Origin of the sequence: Xanthomonas sp. NCPPB 1754, assembly GCF_041475725.2 — a bacterium.
In the GTDB taxonomy this organism is placed as follows: domain Bacteria; phylum Pseudomonadota; class Gammaproteobacteria; order Xanthomonadales; family Xanthomonadaceae; genus Xanthomonas; species Xanthomonas euvesicatoria.
In genome coordinates, this window is the sequence record NZ_CM192982.1 from 2,350,986 (window position 1) to 2,369,665 (window position 18,680).

18 protein-coding genes are annotated in these 18,680 nt (G+C 63.7%); 14 read left to right on the forward strand and 4 right to left on the reverse strand.

Annotation, left to right across the window (positions count from 1 at the left end):
- Positions 1–18 precede the first annotated feature (18 nt).
- Positions 19–651 carry a TetR/AcrR family transcriptional regulator gene (locus ACCQ15_RS10315; protein ID WP_003482890.1) on the reverse strand — a complete coding sequence of 211 codons (633 nt, stop codon included), beginning with the start codon at positions 649–651 and terminating at the stop codon, positions 19–21.
- A gap of 218 nt (positions 652–869) precedes the next feature.
- On the opposite strand from ACCQ15_RS10315, the gene ndk reads away from it, so the two are divergent.
- The 8 genes from ndk (at position 870) to ACCQ15_RS10355 (ending at position 9,032) form a co-directional block, all read left to right on the forward strand.
- Entirely contained in the window at positions 870–1,295 is a 426-nt protein-coding gene (ndk, locus tag ACCQ15_RS10320; protein WP_002812972.1) for a nucleoside-diphosphate kinase, read from the forward strand.
- Between the two features lie 18 nt (positions 1,296–1,313).
- Complete coding sequence (rlmN, locus tag ACCQ15_RS10325; protein WP_008575352.1) at positions 1,314–2,519, forward strand: dual-specificity RNA methyltransferase RlmN; 1,206 nt, start codon at positions 1,314–1,316, stop codon at positions 2,517–2,519.
- A gap of 10 nt (positions 2,520–2,529) precedes the next feature.
- Positions 2,530–3,318: a type IV pilus biogenesis/stability protein PilW gene (gene pilW / locus ACCQ15_RS10330; protein ID WP_011347312.1), complete on the forward strand. Its 789-nt coding sequence runs from the start codon at positions 2,530–2,532 to the stop codon at positions 3,316–3,318.
- Complete coding sequence (locus ACCQ15_RS10335; protein ID WP_008575356.1) at positions 3,315–4,175, forward strand: helix-turn-helix domain-containing protein; 861 nt, start codon at positions 3,315–3,317, stop codon at positions 4,173–4,175. Before pilW ends, ACCQ15_RS10335 begins: the two co-directional genes overlap by 4 nt.
- A 70-nt stretch (positions 4,176–4,245) precedes the next feature.
- Positions 4,246–4,884, forward strand: a complete 639-nt coding sequence (locus ACCQ15_RS10340; protein WP_008575358.1) for a YfgM family protein — start codon at positions 4,246–4,248, stop codon at positions 4,882–4,884.
- The gene (gene bamB, locus ACCQ15_RS10345) at positions 4,884–6,101 is read left to right on the forward strand and encodes an outer membrane protein assembly factor BamB (RefSeq protein ID WP_008575359.1); all 1,218 of its coding nucleotides are present in this window, start codon (positions 4,884–4,886) and stop codon (positions 6,099–6,101) included. The genes ACCQ15_RS10340 and bamB overlap by 1 nt, the downstream gene beginning before the upstream one ends.
- Positions 6,102–6,111: 10 nt before the next feature.
- Positions 6,112–7,509, forward strand: coding sequence for a ribosome biogenesis GTPase Der (gene der / locus ACCQ15_RS10350; RefSeq protein ID WP_003482878.1), 1,398 nt, complete (start codon positions 6,112–6,114; stop codon positions 7,507–7,509).
- Positions 7,510–7,811: 302 nt separating this feature from the next.
- The gene (locus ACCQ15_RS10355) at positions 7,812–9,032 is read left to right on the forward strand and encodes a molybdopterin molybdotransferase MoeA (RefSeq protein WP_057681704.1); all 1,221 of its coding nucleotides are present in this window, start codon (positions 7,812–7,814) and stop codon (positions 9,030–9,032) included.
- Between the two features lie 339 nt (positions 9,033–9,371).
- Here ACCQ15_RS10355 and moeB read toward each other — a convergent pair whose 3' ends face one another.
- On the reverse strand, positions 9,372–10,577 hold the full coding sequence (gene moeB / locus ACCQ15_RS10360; RefSeq protein ID WP_008575364.1) for a molybdopterin-synthase adenylyltransferase MoeB: 1,206 nt from the start codon (positions 10,575–10,577) through the stop codon (positions 9,372–9,374).
- A gap of 185 nt (positions 10,578–10,762) precedes the next feature.
- Here moeB and ACCQ15_RS10365 point away from each other — a divergent pair, with 185 nt between their 5' ends.
- On the forward strand, positions 10,763–13,426 hold the full coding sequence (locus tag ACCQ15_RS10365; RefSeq protein ID WP_372381476.1) for a TonB-dependent receptor: 2,664 nt from the start codon (positions 10,763–10,765) through the stop codon (positions 13,424–13,426).
- Positions 13,427–13,525: 99 nt separating this feature from the next.
- Positions 13,526–13,741, forward strand: a complete 216-nt coding sequence (locus tag ACCQ15_RS10370) for a hypothetical protein (protein WP_008575367.1) — start codon at positions 13,526–13,528, stop codon at positions 13,739–13,741.
- A gap of 34 nt (positions 13,742–13,775) precedes the next feature.
- Here the strand turns inward: ACCQ15_RS10370 and ACCQ15_RS10375 are convergent, their stop codons facing one another.
- Positions 13,776–14,066 (reverse strand): hypothetical protein, encoded by a 291-nt coding sequence (locus tag ACCQ15_RS10375; RefSeq protein ID WP_372381477.1) that lies wholly within the window; start codon positions 14,064–14,066, stop codon positions 13,776–13,778.
- Positions 14,067–14,237: 171 nt separating this feature from the next.
- Here ACCQ15_RS10375 and ACCQ15_RS10380 point away from each other — a divergent pair, with 171 nt between their 5' ends.
- From ACCQ15_RS10380 to ACCQ15_RS10390, 3 genes are read left to right on the forward strand one after another with little or no spacing between them, the layout of a single operon-like run.
- A complete protein-coding gene (locus tag ACCQ15_RS10380; protein ID WP_218491895.1) occupies positions 14,238–14,822 on the forward strand; it encodes a DUF4142 domain-containing protein in 585 nt (194 codons plus the stop codon).
- A gap of 3 nt (positions 14,823–14,825) precedes the next feature.
- The gene (locus ACCQ15_RS10385; RefSeq protein ID WP_218491894.1) at positions 14,826–15,356 is read left to right on the forward strand and encodes an SRPBCC family protein; all 531 of its coding nucleotides are present in this window, start codon (positions 14,826–14,828) and stop codon (positions 15,354–15,356) included.
- A gap of 13 nt (positions 15,357–15,369) precedes the next feature.
- Positions 15,370–16,539, forward strand: coding sequence for a zinc-dependent alcohol dehydrogenase (locus ACCQ15_RS10390; protein ID WP_372358918.1), 1,170 nt, complete (start codon positions 15,370–15,372; stop codon positions 16,537–16,539).
- Positions 16,540–16,736: 197 nt separating this feature from the next.
- Here the strand turns inward: ACCQ15_RS10390 and ACCQ15_RS10395 are convergent, their stop codons facing one another.
- Positions 16,737–17,507: an OBAP family protein gene (locus ACCQ15_RS10395; protein ID WP_372381478.1), complete on the reverse strand. Its 771-nt coding sequence runs from the start codon at positions 17,505–17,507 to the stop codon at positions 16,737–16,739.
- A gap of 145 nt (positions 17,508–17,652) precedes the next feature.
- Here ACCQ15_RS10395 and xth point away from each other — a divergent pair, with 145 nt between their 5' ends.
- The gene (gene xth, locus ACCQ15_RS10400; RefSeq protein WP_277573095.1) at positions 17,653–18,648 is read left to right on the forward strand and encodes an exodeoxyribonuclease III; all 996 of its coding nucleotides are present in this window, start codon (positions 17,653–17,655) and stop codon (positions 18,646–18,648) included.
- Positions 18,649–18,680: the final 32 nt, after the last annotated feature.

An 18,680-nucleotide genomic window follows, 5' to 3' on the forward strand; every position in this document is an offset into this window, starting at 1 on the left:
AGGCCTCTTGTGGAACGTTTACGGTGTGGAATGAGCGCGGAACCCGGGTTCCGCGAAACGGATGAGTTCGCGCGCCGCGCGCGCACGATGGTCGGCCTCGCTGACGCCCGCAGGCCGCTTGATGAGCCCGAAATCGGCCATGGCATAGGTCAGTGCGCCGGCCAGGAAGTCCAGCCGCCAATACAGCTCTTCCTTGCTCAGGCCCGGCACGCAGCCGGCGATGGCCTTGCCGAATTCGCGCAGCACATGTCCGTAGTGGTCGGACAGGAACTTGCGCAGGTTGTCGTTCTTTTCCGCGTAAGCGCGCGCAATCACGCGTACGAACGCGCCGCCGTTCTGGCGGTCCTGCGCCATGGCCAACGCCGGCTCGACGAAGGCAGCGAGCACGGCCGTGAGCTCGCCGGGCTGGGACTTCTTTGCCGTTTCCAGCTGCTGCAGGCGCGCGGCGGTCATCTCGTCCATGCGCCGGCGGAACACCTCGTTGACCAGGTTTTCCTTGGAGCCGAAGTGATAGTTGACCGCGGCGATATTGACGTCGGCCTGCGTGGTGAGCTGGCGCAGCGACGTGCCGGCGAACCCGTGCTGGGCGAACAGCTCCTCGGCCGCACCGAGAATGCGGTCCTTGGTGGAGAAGTGGGCGGGCTTGGGCATGCGCGAAGACAGGACTCAATCAAACGATTGTTTGAGTCTACGGGCTCGCCTGCGAGCGGGTCATGTCGCAACGCAGCACGATTCAGGGGGCGGTGTGCAAACGCAGCGTTGACGAGATAGAATTGACCATCGCAAAGAAGCCTAAGCCCGCGTTTTGTCGCGGGTTTTTTTCATGATAACCTCGGGCCTTCAGTGGCCCGCCCAACGGAGAACTTCCCATGGCGCTGGAGCGCACCCTGTCCATCATCAAGCCCGACGCCGTTGCCAAGAACGTCATCGGCGAAATCTACAGCCGCTTCGAAAAGGCTGGCCTGAAGGTCGTGGCCGCCAAGTACAAGCAGCTGTCGCGCCGTGAAGCCGAAGGCTTTTACGCCGTTCACCGCGAGCGTCCGTTCTTCAACGCGCTGGTCGAGTTCATGATCTCCGGCCCGGTGATGATCCAGGCGCTGGAAGGCGAGAACGCCGTTGCCGCACATCGTGACCTGCTGGGCGCGACCAATCCCAAGGACGCTGCGCCGGGCACCATCCGCGCCGACTTCGCCGATTCGATCGATGCCAATGCCGCCCATGGCTCGGATTCGGTCGAGAACGCCGCCAACGAAGTCGCGTATTTCTTTGCTGCCACCGAAGTGGTCTCGCGCTGAGGCCGAGTGAGTCGAATCGTGAATGAGGTCGTGATCCCTTCCGTGCTGCAGGACGGCTCCGTCCGTCCCCCGGAGCCGCGCAAGCAGAACCTGCTCGACCTCGATCGCGAGGGTCTGGAGCGCTTCTTCGCCGACACGCTCGGCGAGGCGCGTTACCGTGCCCATCAGGTGATGAAGTGGATCCACCATCGCTACGTCACCGATTTCGACCAGATGACGGACCTCGGCAAGGCGCTGCGTGCGAAGTTGCACCAGCATGCCGAGGTCCTTGTCCCGAACGTGGTGTTCGACAAGCCTTCGGCCGACGGCACCCACAAATGGCTGTTGGCCATGGGCGCCGACGGCAAGAACGCCATCGAAACCGTGTATATCCCCGACAAGGGTCGCGGCACGCTGTGCGTGTCCTCCCAGGTCGGCTGCGGCTTGAACTGCACCTTTTGTTCGACCGCGACCCAGGGCTTCAACCGCAACCTCACCACCGCCGAAATCATCGGCCAGGTGTGGGTGGCGGCGCGCCATCTGGGCAATGTGCCGCACCAGCAGCGCCGTCTCACCAATGTGGTGATGATGGGCATGGGCGAGCCGCTGATGAATTTCGATAACGTCGTGCGCGCGATGAGCGTGATGCGCGACGATCTTGGCTACGGGCTGGCCAGCAAGCGGGTCACGCTGTCGACCTCCGGCCTGGTGCCGATGATCGACCGGCTCTCCACCGAAAGCGACGTGTCGCTGGCGGTCTCGCTGCATGCCGCCAACGACACGCTGCGCGAGAGCCTGGTGCCGTTGAACAAGAAATACCCGATCGCCGAGCTGATGGAGTCGTGCGCGCGTTACCTGCGCGGCAGCAAGAAACGCGATTCGGTGACCTTCGAATACACCTTGATGAAAGGCATCAACGACCAGCCGGAGCATGCGCGCCAGTTGGCCAGGTTGATGCGGCAGTTCGACAACGCCGTGCAGTCCAAGGACGCCGGCAAGGTCAATCTGATTCCGTTCAATCCATTTCCTGGAACGCGCTATGAGCGCTCGGGCGAGACCGAGATTCGCGCGTTCCAGAAGATCCTGCTCGATGCGCAGGTGCTGACGATGGTTCGCCGCACTCGTGGCGACGACATCGACGCCGCATGCGGGCAGCTCAAGGGGCAGGTCATGGACCGTACCCGTCGCCAGGCGGAGTTCCGCCGCACATTGGAAGGGCAGGCCGATCGAGATGCGGCAGCGTGAACTCGCGTTAATGGCGGCCGTGGCGATCGCGCTGAGCGCGGTCGGCTGCGGTGGTCGCAATGCCAAGGCCGGCTCGGCCAAGAGTGTGGAGGAAGTCGCGCCGGTGTACTCGTTCCGCGACGACAAAGCCACCAAGAATCGCTTGGCTGTCCAGGAAAAATTAGGCTTGGCACGCAATCGGCTGCAGACCGGCGATTACGCCAGTGCCGAAGAGCAGGTGCGCGCCGCCTTGAAAAAGGACGCGCAGTCGGTGGATGCCATCGGCCTGCTGGCGCTGATTCAGGGCGCCAGGGGCGATACGGCGGCGGCCGGGGCGTCGTACCGGCAGGCCGCAGAACTCGCACCGCAACGCGGCGACGTGCTGAATAACTATGGCGCCTGGTTGTGCGCGAATGGCTCGCCCGCCGAAGCGTTGACATGGTTCGATCGTGCGCTGGCCGACCGGACGTATGCCTCGCCTGCGTCTGCCTTGGGCAATGCCGGCGGTTGCGCGCTCAAGGCAGGACAGCCTGAGCGAGCAGCGGGCGATCTGCGCAAAGCGCTCGATCTCGACCCGAATAATCCGTATGCGCTCGAATCGATGGCACGTCTGGAAGCCGGGCGCCGCAATTATTTCGAAGCCCGCGCTTTTATCGAACGCCGCCTTGCGGCTGCACCGGCAACTGCTTCCGTGTTACAACTCGCCATTCAGATTGAGCAAGGGCTAGGCGACAAGGTAGCTGCCGGCCGTTACCAACAGCGGTTGGTCAAGGAATTCCCTGACGCAGCGACCGCTACTCCCGGGGCCAATGCATTGTGATCAGTGATTCCAATCCGAACCTTTTCGAGCAGGAAAAGGGCTGCGGACAGCATTTGCGCGAAGCGCGCGAGGCAGCAGGTCTGAGCGTGGACGAGGTGGCCGGCAAGCTGCGCATGCCGGCCCACGTGGTGCACGCGTTGGAGCAGGAAGACTGGCAGCGGCTGGGCGCGCCGGTGTTCGTACGCGGGCAGCTGCGCAGCTATGCGCGCTTGTTGCAGGTCGATCTGGAGCCGCTGTTGCAGCAGGCCACCATTGCGCCGATCGAGCCGGTCAAGCTGGTCAGTCACACGCATACGCCGCGTGCGCGGCGCATTCTCGAAAGCACCGCGCGCAAGGCCATGTACGTGGTCATCACCGGCGTGTTTGCGGTGCCGGTCTGGTACGCGACGCGCTCGCATCTGGATGGCAAAGCGCCTAGCACGGTGTCCTTGGACAGCATGCCTGAGGCTGCAAAGTCCGCTGCGCCAGGTACTCCGGTAACGCAGCCGGCCGCCGCGCCGCGCGAGCAGCCGGCGCCGTATATCGCGTCGATGACCCCGGTGCCGCGTGCGACCGCCGACGCCAAGGCGCCTGCGGCAGCAGCTGCTCCCGGCGGCAGTTTGTCGCTGAGTTTCAGCGGCGACAGCTGGGTGCAGATTTTGGCACCGGATGGCAGTGCGGTGGAAAAAGCCCTGATACGTGCCGGTGAACAACGCACGTATTCGCCCGGTCAGGTGGGGCGCATCGTGCTCGGTAATGCCTCGGCGGTACAGGTTCAGCAAGGCGGCAGTATCGTCGACGTGAAACCGTTCCAGCGCGCTAACGTGGCCCGTTTTGCGGTATCCTCCGACGGCTCCGTGGTACCTGCTTCCGAGTGAAGCGGACTGCGGTTTTTCATTTATCCCTTTTGATGTTCCGTGCCTCCGGGATGACGGAGCGAGAGTACGCATGGCGATCGACGATCTGCTGGACGAACACGAACAAGGCGAACGCGTTCGTTCCTGGTTGAGAAAGAATGGCGCAGGTCTGGTGGGCGGTGTCCTGCTTGGTCTGGCACTGATCCTGGGCTGGCAGTGGTGGCAGACGCGCACCAATACCGCATTGGTCGAGGCCAATGGCCGCTACGAGGCGGTGGTGAAGTCGATTCAGGCCAAGGACCTGGACAAGGCCGCCAAGGACATCGTGGCACTGGACGACGGCAAGGGCGGTATTTATGCCGAGCTGGCGGCGCTGCGGCTGGCCAAGGCCCAGGTCGATGCCGGCAAGAATGCCGAAGCGATCAAGACCTTGCGCGACGTGCCCGCCGAAGGCGAGCTCAAGCAGATCGTGCAGCAGCGCCTGGCGCGCGTACTGACCGAAAGCGGCAAGCCCGACGAAGCGATCAAGCTGCTGGCCGACGCGCAGGACCACGCCAGCCTGGAGATTCGTGCCGACGCATTGGTCGCGCAGGGCAAGCCGGATGAGGCGCGTGCGCTGTACACCCGCGCCCTGACCACGGTGGATGTGGCTTCGCCGCAGCGCCGGTTGCTGGAAACCAAGCTGATGGATGTGGGCGGCAAGGTGCCCGATCCGGCGGAGCAGATTTGATGAAGCAGGTTGATATGTATAAGCGCGTTGCGTTGATTGCCGTGATGGGCCTGTCGCTGGCTGGCTGCAGCACCGTGAAGGGCTGGTTCGCCGGGAAGGACGCTGCTGCCAAGAAGGCGCAGGAACCTGCCGAGCTGGTGAAGTTCGAGCCGTCGGTCAAGGTCGAGAAGATCTGGTCTGCCGGTGTGGGCAAGGGTGAAGGGCATATCGGTGTCCGTCAGCGCCCGGCCGTGGCCGATGGCAAGGTGTATGCAGCGGCGATCACCGGTGGCGTGGAGGCACTCGACCTGCAGACCGGCAAGCGGGTCTGGGAATACAAGCCCAAGAAAGAAGAGCGTAACGACCGCAAGTTCAAGCAGCGCCTGTCCGGTGGTCCCGGTGTGGGCGAGGGCCTGGTGGTGATCGGTAGCCTGTCCGGCGATGTGATCGCCTTGAACCAGGCCGACGGCACTGAAAAATGGCGGGCCAAGGTGCCGAACGAAGTGATTGCTGCGCCGGCCATTGCACAGAACCTGGTGCTGGTGCGTAGCAACGACGGTCGCGTGACTGCGTTTGATGCGGCAACCGGCGAGCGTCGCTGGTTCCATGCCGAAGAAGGCCCGACCTTGTCCGTCCGTGGCAATGCGCCGATCGTGACCGGCCCGGGCGTGGTGTTCGTCGGTAACGACAGCGGCACCTTGAGTGCGCTGGCGCTGCAGGACGGTCGCCCGTTGTGGGAGCAGGCCATCGGCGTGCCGGAAGGCCGTACCGAGCTGGAGCGCATGTCCGATGTGGATGGTGCGCCGGTGCTGGATGGCACCACGCTGTACGCGACCAGCTTCAAGAATGAAACCCTCGCACTGGAAGGCCCGAGCGGCCGTCCGCTGTGGACGCGCGATCACGGCGGCGCCGGTGGCGTTGGTGTGTCGTCGGCCGTCGTGGTGGTGTCCGACAATGCTGGATCGGTGTGGGGGCTGGACAAGAGCAGCGGTGCGGCGATGTGGTCGCAGGCTGCGTTGGCACGCCGTTCGCTGACCGGTGTGGCCATCCAGGGCGATTACGCCGTGGTCGGCGACTACAAGGGCTATCTGCACTGGCTGAAACTCAGCGACGGCGCACTGGCTGCGCGCGCACGTGCCGGACGCGATACGCTGCTGGCGCAGCCGCAGGTGGTCGACGGCATTTTGCTGGTACAAAACACCGACGGCGATCTCACCGCCTTCCGGTTGGCACAATAAGGACCTTGCGATGCTGCCCCTGGTCGCCCTGGTTGGACGGCCCAATGTCGGCAAGTCCACCATCTTCAATGCGCTGACGCGCACCCGTGACGCGCTGGTCCACGACCAGCCTGGCGTCACCCGCGACCGTAACTACGGGGTCTGCCGTCTCGACGAGCAGCAGCCCTTCATCGTCGTCGATACCGGTGGTATCGCCGGCGATGAGGAAGGTCTTGCTGGAGCCACGGCCCGCCAGGCACGGGCCGCCGCCGGCGAAGCCGATCTGGTGCTGTTCGTGGTCGATGGCCGCGAAGGCGCGTCCTCGCTCGATGACGAGATTCTGGCCTGGTTGCGCAAATTGGCGCGGCCGACCGTGCTGGTGATCAACAAGATCGACGGCACCGACGAAGAAACCGTGCGCTCGGAATTCGCGCGCTACGGCTTCTCCGACGTGGTGGCGTTGTCTGCGGCGCATCGGCAGGGCATCGACGAATTGCTTGACGAGGTGGGGGCGCGGCTGCCCGAGGAAGGTGCCGGCGAGCTGCTGGACAACGATCCGGCACGCGTGCGGATCGCCTTCGTGGGCCGGCCGAATGTCGGCAAATCGACCCTGGTCAATCGCCTGCTGGGCGAAGAACGCATGATCGCCTCGGAAGTGCCGGGCACCACGCGCGATTCGATCGCGGTGGACCTGGAGCGCGATGGCCGTCAGTACCGCCTGATCGATACCGCCGGCCTGCGCCGGCGCGGCAAGGTGGAAGAGGCGGTCGAGAAGTTCAGCGCGTTCAAGACGCTGCAGGCGATCGAGCAATGCCAGGTGGCGGTGCTGATGCTGGACGCTACCGAAGGCGTGACCGACCAGGATGCGACGATTCTCGGCGCGATCCTGGATGCCGGCCGGGCGCTGGTGGTGGCGATCAACAAGTGGGACGGGCAAAGCGATTACCAGCGTGCGCAGGCCGAAGACCTGCTGTCGCGCAAGCTGGGCTTCGTCAATTGGGCAGAGGCGGTGCGGATCTCTGCATTGCACGGCTCGGGCATGCGCGAGCTGTTCCAGGCCATCCATCGTGCGCACGCCTCGGCGACGCACGAATTCAGCACCAGCGAAGTGAACCAGGCACTGGAAATCGCTTACGAGACCAACCCGCCGCCGAGCATTCGCGGGCATGTCTCCAAGCTGCGCTATGTGCACCCGGGCGGCGCGAATCCGCCGACCTTCATCGTGCATGGCACGCGCCTGAAGGTGTTGCCGGAGTCGTACAAGCGCTATCTGGAAAACTTCTTCCGCAAGCGTTTCAAGCTGGTTGGTACGCCGGTGCGTTTCATCTTTCGCGAGGGCGCCAACCCGTACGAGGGCAAGAAGAATCCGCTCTCCGATCGCCAGGTGGCCCGCAAGCGGCGCCTGATGCGGCATGTCAAAGGGAAGTAAGGGCCCCAGGCTGCCTGAGGTGTGATGTTCAGGCGGTTCGGCAGGCGCGCAGATCGGTCAGGCTGCGCGTTCGCCGCTTGCAGGCAGGGTTCTAAACGTTCCGCGCATCCTCCTGATCGCTCGATCGATACGTGAGGCAGTTCCTGCCGCGTGCAGGCGTTCGTTCTTTGGCGCGGGTGGCGGCGCGTGCAGGTGCAATCGAATTCGCTCGCAGCGCGGCGTGTCGTTAAAGCCCATCTCCTTTGGCCGACGCGTGGCGCGGCCACCCTTCGCGTTGGCGATGCGCTGGTATCCTGCGCGGCATGACCGATTATCCTTCCCGCATTCCGTACGCGCAGGCGCTGCAGATTCTGCGCAGTGTCGCTGCCACCAACCGTTCGCCCGATGAAAACATCGCCACCTCGCGTGCCGATGGGCGGATCTCTGCTGGCGACCTGATCGCACCGCTGGCGCTGCCGCCGTTTGCCAATAGCGCGATGGATGGCTTTGCGCTGCGGCACGCCGATGTCGCTGGCGGCGATGCGTCGCTGCAGCTGGTTGGCGAACAGTTTGCCGGCGAGCGCTGGGCCGGCACACTGGGCGCCGGGCAATGCCTGCGTATCACCACGGGCGCGCCACTGCCCGATGGCGCCGATACCGTGATTCCCAAGGAAGATGCCGACGAACGCGATGGCATGGTGCGGTTTCAGACCGCGCCTGCATCGGGCGCAGCCGTACGCCTGGCCGGCAGCGACGTGCGTGCCGGCGACCTGGTGATCCAGGCCGGGCAGGTGTTGACGCCTGCACGTATCGGCCTGGCCGCTGCGCTGGGCGTGTCGCGGCTTGCGGTCGCGCCGCGCCCGACCATTGCGGTGCTGGCCACCGGCGATGAGCTGATCGAGCCGGGCATGCCGCTCGGCCCGGGTCAGATCTACAACAGCAACCGCGACATGCTGATGGCGCAACTGCGTGCACTGGGCTATGCGCCGACCGCGTGGCCGACCTTGCCGGACGACCCGCAACGCATTCGCACCATGCTGGAAGATGCGGCCGCAGCGTTCGATGTGGTCATCACCTGCGGCGGCGTTTCTGCGGGCGAAAAGGATTATCTGCCGCGTCTGATCGGCGAATTGGGGCGCATCCATTTCTGGCGTGTGCGGATGCGCCCGGGCATGCCGGCGGTGTTGGGGCAGATTGGCCGCTGCCTGGTCCTAGGCTTGCCGGGCAACCCGGTCTCTGTGCTGGCAACGCTGATCGCCTACGGCGTCCCGTTGCTGGATGGATTGCAGGGACGCAGCGAGCCGCGCCCGGTCTGGCATGCGGCGTTGGCAAGCCCATGGGACAAGCGCCACGAACGGCTGGAATTCCTGCGTGGGCGATTGGAATGCGGCGAAGATGGGCGGCTGACCGCGCTGCCGCACCGTGGCGATGCATCGCATCTACTGCGTGGCGCGGCCGACAGCAACGCATTGATCGTGCTGCCCGAGCAGGCGCGGCGCTTTGAGGCTGGCGAGATCGTGCGGGTGATTCCTTACGCGTTGTGAGTGTTTGCTCGATCGTTGGTGCCCGGCAGAATGATGCGCGCCCTGTTGGAGTGTTTACGTCATGGGCAGCGCATGCGACGTGCGTGTCGCGGCGTTTCAACATGTAGGGCGATCGTCAAACTGCTCAAGCGTCTTGGGCGTGGCCTGGAAGCGAACGCCTCGACAATGGGAGCCAATCGCTCGATAGCCGCTCTCCCGGTGGGAGAGTGGTGAGGTGGGGCGCAAGACAGCCATCCACGCAAACGTCGCCGAAGTGCTTGACGTATCGATATACCTCGCATTGCATCGGTGGCAAGCCAATCAGTCAGCGACCGACACCACACGCCGCTGTGGGCTCGCTCAACCAACCGCACTACCGCAGAACGCCGCGTAATCCGCATAGCCGCGAAATGCCGCGCCGGGCGCGCACACCGGGCAGTGCGGGTCCGGCGGCAAGCGGATGTCGCGAAAGCGCATCGCCAATGCATCGAAACTGAGTAGGCGGCCAGTGAGGCCGTCACCAATGCCGAGCAGCAACTTGATCGCTTCGGTGGCTTGCAAGAGTCCGATCACTCCGGGCAGTACGCCGAGCACACCAGCCTCGGCACAACTGGGCGCAAATTCCGGCGGCGGTGGTTCGGGAAACAGGCAGCGGTAGCAGGGCGCATGACCGCGGTGGCGGCCGGCATCGAACACGCTGACCTGTCCTTCGAACTGCTGCACGGCGCCGTAAACCAGTGGTTTACCGAATTTGACGCACGCATCGTTGAGCAAATACCGCGCAGGAAAATTATCTGCGCCATCCACCACCACATCCACATCCTGCAGCAGCGCTTCGACATTGTCGGCCGTCACGCGGGTTTGCACCGCCTCGATGTCCACGCGTGGGTTGAGCGCGGCAATGCGCTGTGCGGCGGAGTCGACCTTTGCAGTGCCGACGCTGTCTTCGGTGTGCAGAATCTGGCGTTGCAGGTTGCTGCGGTCCACCACGTCGTCGTCGGCAATGCGCAGATGCCCCACACCGGCTGCGGCGAGGTAGAACGCGGCCGGCGAGCCTAGTCCGCCTGCGCCGATCAGCAACACCCGCGCGCGCGCCAGGCGCCGCTGACCTTCTAGGCCGACCTGGGACAGACGCAGATGGCGTGAATAACGCTCAAGAAAGTCCTGCTCGTCCGCCGGCAACGTCGGGCGTACCAACGGCAGGCCGGCGCTGGCCCATGCGCTGGTGCCACCGGCCACCGACGCCACGTGCGCATAGCCGTGCGCGCGCAAGATGGCGGCCGTGTGCGCCGAGCGTTTGCCGCTCTGGCAGATCAACACGATTGCGCGGGTTTGCTCCGGCAGATGGGCTGCAGGCTCGGTTTCCAGGGAGTTCTGTGCGATCGCCAACGCGCCTTCGGCCTGGCCGCCGGCACGCTCATGCAGTTGCCGGATGTCGACCAGCAGGGCGCCTTGCAGGGCGCGGGCACGGGCGTCGGCGGGAGAGATGTCGTGGCTGCTCATGCGGCCATTGTCGCGCAAACGCAGCAGTTGCGATGTGCAGTCTTGCCCATGACACGCACGCACCTCGCCGTTGATGAAAGGCGCGTCATGATTGCGGCGCGATGGCGGACGCGATCACGCTGCACTGCGAGCGGCACCGCTGTAATTCGGCCTTGTTCAACACCTCGCGGCTCGTCCGGCCCGGTTTGCCTGACTTGCACGGGCGCGCCCAGCCGCGCGTCATCGCACTGCTGCCCCAGGAGGCCATCATGCTTGTTCCGTCGCAGCATGCGTCTGTCGCGCGGCGTGCCATCACGTATCGCCCGCTGGGTGTGTGCATCGGTTTGGTCCTGAGTTGCAACGCGGCGGCGCAACAGGCCGCGCCCAACCCCGATCCCGCGGCGCCGGCCACATCCACGTTGGAAGCGGTGCAGGTCAAAGGCGTGCGCAGCAGCGTGGAAAGCGCCATCGCGATCAAGCAATCGAATGCGGAAATCAGCGATTCCATTGTCGCCGAAGACATCGGAAAGCTGCCCGACAACAGCGTGGCTGCGGCCCTGCAACGCGTGACCGGCGTGCAGGTGGCGCGCGCCGGTGGCGAAGTGGGGCAGGTGCTGGTGCGCGGCTTGCCGAACGTCGTCACCACCCTGGATGGGCGCAACGTCTTCACAACGGTGGGTCGCGACATGGAGTTGGCCGATGTTCCGGCCGAATTGCTGCGCAGCGTGGATGTGTATAAGACCACTGGCGCGCAATTTCAGGAAGGTGGCATCGCCGGGGTGGTCGATGTGCATCTGCGGCGGCCATTCGATTTCGATCAGGACAGCACCATTGCCGGCAGCATCAGCGCCTTGCGGGGCGACCAATCAGGCAAGACCGTTCCCAATGGCAGCCTCACCCTCAGCCAGCGCCGCGACACCGGGTTGGGCCGCATGGGCTGGATGGGAAGCGTGTCCTATCAACGCCGCCCGTATCAGGAATCCAACACGTTGTACGGCACTTACAACCGGAAGGCGAACCCGCTCGATCCGGCCCAGCAGATCTACGTGCCTTACAGCGCAGGCGGATTGATGGCGCGCGGCGATCGCAAGCGCAAATCGGCGAATTTTTCGTTTCAATGGGCGCCAAGCGAGAACAGCGAGGTGTATTTCGACACGCTGTACATCGGGTACGACAACCGGCCCCAAGTGAATTACTGGTTGCCATTCCCGGGGCTGGCCACGCCAGAGAACACCGAAGCGGTCAGCCTGCGGCCGGGCAGTGATGTGCTGGCTGGCCTGGTGGCGCGCGAGGTGCGCACGCTCTCCAGCACGCAAGCGCACAAGAACGCATCCGATACCTACCAAGCTGCGCTGGGCGGGCGTTGGGCCGGCGAGCGCATGCGTGCGAGCAGCGAGCTCGCCTATACCCATAGCACTGCCAGGAACCGCTCGTTCACCCTGGACATGACCACGCAGGCGCCGCGATTGAACATGCGTTCGTCAGGCGGCGCTGCAGATGTCTGGATCACCCAGGCCGATGGCAGCGCTTATGACGTCACCGCGCCAGGAAATTGGGAACTGAGTCAGTACTACGACAGCTGGAACACGCAGAGAGGCGAAGAGTGGGCATGGCGGGCCGATGCCACCTTCGACCTGGAGCTGGGGCCGTTGCGATCGGTGGACGTGGGTGCGCGCGCAAGCCGGCGGACGGCGACCAATCACTCCGGCGATACCGGCGCGCGCAACAATCTGACCGGCGCACCGATCTACTTGAGCGAGGTGTCCGGCCTGGCATCGGTAACGCCCGGCAACATGCTCGACGGGGCGCGTGCATTCACCAGCGATCGCTGGGCATCGGCCAACCAGGACGTCCTGCTGCAGCAAAGCACCCGGTTACGTACCGTGATGGGGCAGCCGCCGGGCCGGCCCGATGAAAACCCTGCCTTGTTCTTCGACGATCGCGAAGACAGCTATGCGATCTATGCGCAGGTGAATTACGGGTTCTCGCTTGGGTCCATTCCTGTCGATGGGCGTGTGGGGGCGCGCGCGACGCGATTGGATTCGCAACTGCAGGGCAGCCAGTCGGTGGATGGCGTGCTGAGCCCGGTCAGCATCGATCGGCGTATCGACAAGGTGTTACCCAACTACAGCGCCAACCTCACCTTGCATGACAACCTGATGCTGCGGCTGGCAGGCAGCACCACGATCACGCGCCCGGAATTTGCCGATCTCAATCCGCAGCTGGCCTTGTATCAGTCCACCGAATCGTTGCCGGCGCGCGGCAATGGCGGCAACCCGCAGCTGCGTCCGGTGGAATCGCGCAATGCCGATGTGTCGCTGGAATGGTATTTCCGTCCCGGCTCATTGCTGTCGGTTGCCGGCTTTCATCGCAAGATCGATGGCTATATCCAGAATTACGCAGCCGATGAATCCATCGGTGGCATCGTCTATTCGATCAGCAGGCCGCGCAATACCGGCGAGGGCAGCTTGAAGGGCGTAGAGGTGGGATACACGCAGTTCTACGACTTTCTGCCGGGTGGGTGGTCCGGCTTCGGCAGCCAGCTCAACTACACCTACATCTCGGCGAAGGCTCAATCGCCCGAAGGGATCAGCCAGCCGTTGACCAACGTCTCCAAAAATTCCTATAACGCGATCCTGATGTACGAATACGCTCGGTTCTCGGCGCGGGTCGCCTACAACTGGCGTGGCGACTATGTGGTGAGCTTCAACAGCTCAGGCGATCAGCCCGAGCAAATCAATCAGGGGCGGGAGCAATGGCTGGATGCCGCCTTCAATTACGAGCTCAACAGGCATGTGACCTTGTTTGCCGAGGCCACAAATCTGCTCGGCACCACGACCAACAATTATTTCGGTCAGCGGCATGGCGATTTCCCGCGCGAGATCGCATCGCCCGAACGGACTTACACGCTGGGTTTTCGCTTCCGCTTGTGATGCGGATAACGTTGTGATGCGGATAACGCGGTCTGCGCACCACGTTGGCATCGGGCTCACCGGCGCAGCGGTAGCGTGAGCACAGCAGAGGAGACCGTGATGACACCTGACATCGATGCACAATTGAAGCAGCTTGCCGAAGCATTACCGGAGATGCGCAGTCAGCACCCGGACGATTTTTGGGATGTGTTCCGGGCCCGTTCCGAAAAGATCACCGGTGCGGCGCAATCGCAGGAGCAGGCAGCGCAGATCGTCAAACGTATCGACGAGATATTGGCCGCCAATCAGCTGGGGCCGGCGGATCCTGGTGCATGACACGGGACGCCGACGGGACGCTGTAGGCTTGACCCTATGCCGTGAATCGACGTTGCAGCGCCCAGCGCTGCAGCGCGAGCTTGCCCGTGATTGCGCCCTTGCTGCGGGGCAAAGGGGCTCGCGGTGCGCGTGCATCGCCACAGTACTGCCAGTGGGACGACTGCAGCACAGAATGCACGTAGAGCCGATCCTCGATGTCCCGGGGAAGCCGACCATTGCCTTGATGATGGCAGCGCCAGGCGCTGGCGGCGAGCGATTGCGTTCTTCCAAAACAGCGTTTTCGATAGCCGATGATGCGGTATCCCGCGCTGCCGCCCAGCGTCATGGTCGTCAGCGAATTCAAAGTTGGAGGAAAACGTCGACTGCGTGACCTTCACACAGTGTGACGATGCGTTGCGCTGCAGCACGCAGCCTCGCCAGTTCTCGACGCTGGCGCGACGATCGAGTCACGCAGCCAGGCCCAGCATCGAGCGACTTCATCCAGCTGGAGACTTCCATGAACACACGTCGCCCGATCATCCTTGTCCTTGTCCTGGCCCTGTGCGTTGGCGCCAGCGTATCTGCGCAAGCACAGGACCGGACACAGTCTGCAATGCCCGCCGGGCAGCAAACCGCGGGTGCAGCGACACCCAGCGAGGACGAGCGCGAGGCGCTCGGTATGCTGAGTGCCATCAACATCAGCGAAATCAACGCGGCAAATCTGGCATTGCAGAAGCAGGTGCAAGGCGGCGCACGCGACTACGCCACGCGCATGATCAAGGAACACACCGACAACAACCAAAAGATCGCCAAATGGCAACCGGACACGTCCGCCGCGGGTGCAAAGCTGCAGATGACGAAGGGCAAGGCGGAGTTGGCAAAGCTGCAGAAGCTGGACGGTCATGCATTCGAAACGGCCTATATCACTGCGATGGTGAAAAACCACACCGACGCATTAACCGCGCTCGACAGCAAGCTGATCCCGCAGGCAAAGACACCGCCGGTGCGCGAACACCTGCAGACTACGCGCCATCACGTCGCCGATCATCTGAGCAGCGCCAAGGCATTGCAGGCCGACGACAAGAACGCCGGAGCCCGCTGAGCCATGGCTGCATTACCGACCGATCCGGTACGTACAGACGATGACGGTACGCACATCGTACGCAGCATGACCATCCGTGCCGAACCTCATCAGATACTGGATGCCTGGTGCGATGCGAATGTGCAGCAACGCGTGTTGGAAGGTGCTGCCGAGCTGGTCTCCGGCGACGGCCATGCGTCCCGCTGGAAGCTGCACGCGCCGCTGCGTCAGGATGTGGAGGCGAGCTTGCGCCGCGCAGATGCGCGGCTGGGCGAGTCGGTGCGTTACGAGGCCGAGGGCGAACATGGGCTGCAGCTCGCTATCGTATTGCAGGTGCGCCCTGCACGTGGGCGTGAAGCCAGCGAAGCGACGCTAAGCCTGCACTATGCGGTCGAAGGCCTGCTGGCGCAGGTGTTCACCAAGCTGGTGAATCCCGCGCCGTACGTGCTGGTCGGCAAGGGACTACGGCGATTGCGCGCATGGCTGGAGGCCGGGGAGGTGCCGACCTTGTTGCATACCCCAGCGGCGCGCGCGTCGACGCACGCGCATTCTTGAGGAGGGCTTTTCTGTGCGAGCACTGTGCTGGAATGGCATCAACGATTTGCGGGTGGAAACCGTGCCCGATCCGGTGCTGGTCAATCCCCGCGATGTGATCCTGAAGGTCGGGCTCACCACCACCTGCGGCTCTGATCTGCATTTCATCGACGGCTACCTGCCAACCATGCGCGAAGGCGATGTCATCGGCCACGAGTTCATGGGTACGGTGGTGGAGGTAGGCAACGCAGTGAAAAACGTGCGCGTGGGTCAGCGCGTGGTGGTGCCGTCGTTTGTTTCCTGTGGCGGTTGCTGGCATTGCGAGCGCAAGGAATTTTCGCTGTGCGACAACACCAACCCCAACTGGGAAATGCAGGAACCCTTGCTTGGGCATGCAACCGCCGGGATTTACGGCTACACGCACGCCTTTGGCGGTTACGCAGGTTCGCACGCAACCTACATCCGCGTGCCGCATGCGGATGTGGGGTGTTTCGAGGTGCCCGATGGGGTCTCCGACGAAGATGCGCTGTTTCTCTCGGACGCGGGGCCGACTGGCTTCATGGGTGCAGACTTTTGCAATATCCAGCCCGGCGACACGGTGGCGGTATGGGGTTGCGGTGGCGTGGGGCTGATGGCCCAGCAAAGCGCTCGCATCCTGGGCGCGGAACGCGTGATCGGCATCGACCGCTTGCCGGAGCGTCTGGCAATGGCGCGCGATGTGTTAGGTGTGGAGGTGATCGATTATTCGGCGGTCGACAGCGTGGTGGATGTCCTGCGCGAAATGACCGGTGGGCGTGGCCCGGATGCCTGTATCGATGCGGTCGGAATGGAGGCGCATGGCACCGGGATCGGCCATACCTACGATCGGGTCAAGCAGGCTTTGCACCTGCACACCGATCGCGGCCAGGCGTTGCGCGAAGCCATCCTCGCCTGCCGCAAGGGCGGCATCCTGTCGGTCTTGGGCGTGTACGGAGTGATGGACAAGTTTCCGCTGGGTGCCGTGATGAACAAAGGTCTGACGGTGCGAACCGCGCAGCAACATGGGCAGCGATACGTGCCCAGGTTGCTGGACCTGGCGCAGGCGGGACGTTTGAAATCCGGATTTTTGCTGACCCACAAGATGCCGCTGGAAGACGCCGTGCGGGGCTACGACATGTTCAAGCACAAACACGATGGGTGCGTGCGTGCGGGGTTTGTGCCCTAGCGTCGGAGAACCTTGGTCGCACTGAGTTGCGCTGCAGGCGCTGCCGGGAATCGCTTGGCATCTGGCGTGTGCAACAGGGCAGGGTACGTGCGTACCGCTAGCTGCATCGCGCGTTTTTCCAGGCTCTAACGCATTGCCAAGTACGCGCGCCACGCCTGACCCTGCTGCACGTTGGTGCAGCAGGGTGTCTCCTGGGCTCAGAGATGCTTGCCCCTTGCGTCGGTCACCCCGGGTATGGGTTGGGCGTTGGGAAAATGGGCACGTAATGCATCCACGCCTTCTTGCGGCTTTGCCAGCGGCACAAGCTCTTGACGGTTGGCGCGGCGCTCTGCGGTGGACACCGAAACGGCCTGATCGCGTTGCGCAATCAACGGTTGCTGCAACTCACCATCGCGATTGAACGACCACGCCAGCATCGGCTCGCCCAGCGGCAAGGTGTCGCCAGGCGCGGTGCCCTTGCGCGAATGCCAGGTGTGCCAGGTCTTGCCGTAGCTGTTGATCTTGCTGCGCATCAGTTCCTTCTCTGCGACCTGCGGCAGGTTGGGAGCAGAGAGCTGGCCGGAAAGAATTTCACCGTTATGCGGATGCCAGAAGTTGCGCTCGTGTGCCGGCAACTGCGCAAATAACGTCTCCGAGATGATGTACTCGATACCGGTGAGGTTGGCACGGTCGGTGTTGCCGTCGTAGAGCGCGCATTGGGCAAGATCTTCATTGACCTGCTGGCAATAGTGATGCGCCTCCATTTGCTCATCTGGCGCATCCTTCATCGGATGGAAGCCGACCAGATAGATGTCCAGCTTGCCGACCGGGCCGCTGGGCTGCAGCACTTTCGCGCCGGCTTCCAGCACATTGGTTTTGGGCGTTTCCGGTGCGCCGGGCGGGGTGACCGACGGCGGGCTGCGCGAGCAACTGGCGCAGAGCGCAAGGCCGATCAACAGTGCGGAATGTCGCATGGCAATTCCCATCAATGAATGTGCTTCAAGCTAAGAGCGCCGGTGGTGTGCCACGCGTGAGCATGGGCCGGGGCACGCAGTGCAGCTTCACCTCGCTTGAGCATCGGCTTAATCAAGCGGCGGTCATGCTGTTGCACCACGGAAGCGGCCACTTGCACCCATGTCAGGTACCTTACGTAAGATCGCGACGTTCAACGTCAACGGTATTGCCAGCCGTCTGCCGCACTTGCTGGAATGGCTGCAGCGCGAGCAACCGGACATCGTGGGCCTGCAGGAATTGAAATCGACGCAAGCTGCGTTTCCGGAGCAGGCAATCCGCGATGCCGGGTACGGTGTGATCTGGCAGGGCGAAAAGTCCTGGAATGGCGTGGCGCTGCTCGCGCGGGGGACCGAGCCAGTGGAGATTCGTCGCTGGTTGCCCTGGGATCCACGCGATACGCAAAGCCGCTATCTGGAGGCGGCGATCCATGGCGTGGTGGTGGCCTGCCTGTATTTGCCCAACGGCAACCCGCAGCCCGGGCCGAAGTTCGACTACAAGCTTGCATGGTTCGAACGCTTGATCCGGCATGCGAAAACGCTGGTGGACCTGCCGCATCCGGTGGCGCTGATCGGCGACTTCAATGTGGTGCCGACCGATGCGGATATCTACGACCCCAAGGGCTGGCGCAAGGACGCCCTGCTGCAGCCGGAGAGCCGCGAGGCCTACCAGACCCTGCTGGCACAGGGCTGGACCGACAGCCTGCTGGCCATCCATGGCCACACGCCGATCTATACGTTCTGGGATTACTTCCGTCAGCACTTTGCGCGCGACCGTGGGTTGCGCATCGATCATCTGCTACTCAATCGCACGCTGGCGCACGGCCTGCAAGACGCCGGCGTCGACAAGTGGGTACGTGCGCTGGAAAAGGCCAGCGACCATGCACCCACCTGGATCAGCGTGCGCGTACCGGATGCGCCCGCCGAAGCAGCGGCGGATGCCATGCCGGCCGCGAAGGTGCGCAAGCCGGGCGTAGCGAAAAAGGCGGCCGTGCCCAAGGCGGCCGCCAAGAAGACGCCCAGTGTCATCGCGAAAAAAGCGGCCAAGAAGATCGCTGCGAAGAGGGCCACAGCCGCATCGGCAAGACCACACAAGTCGGCGAAAAGAACGGCTGACTAAGCTCGACCGGCCGGCAGGAGTCCACGCAGCCT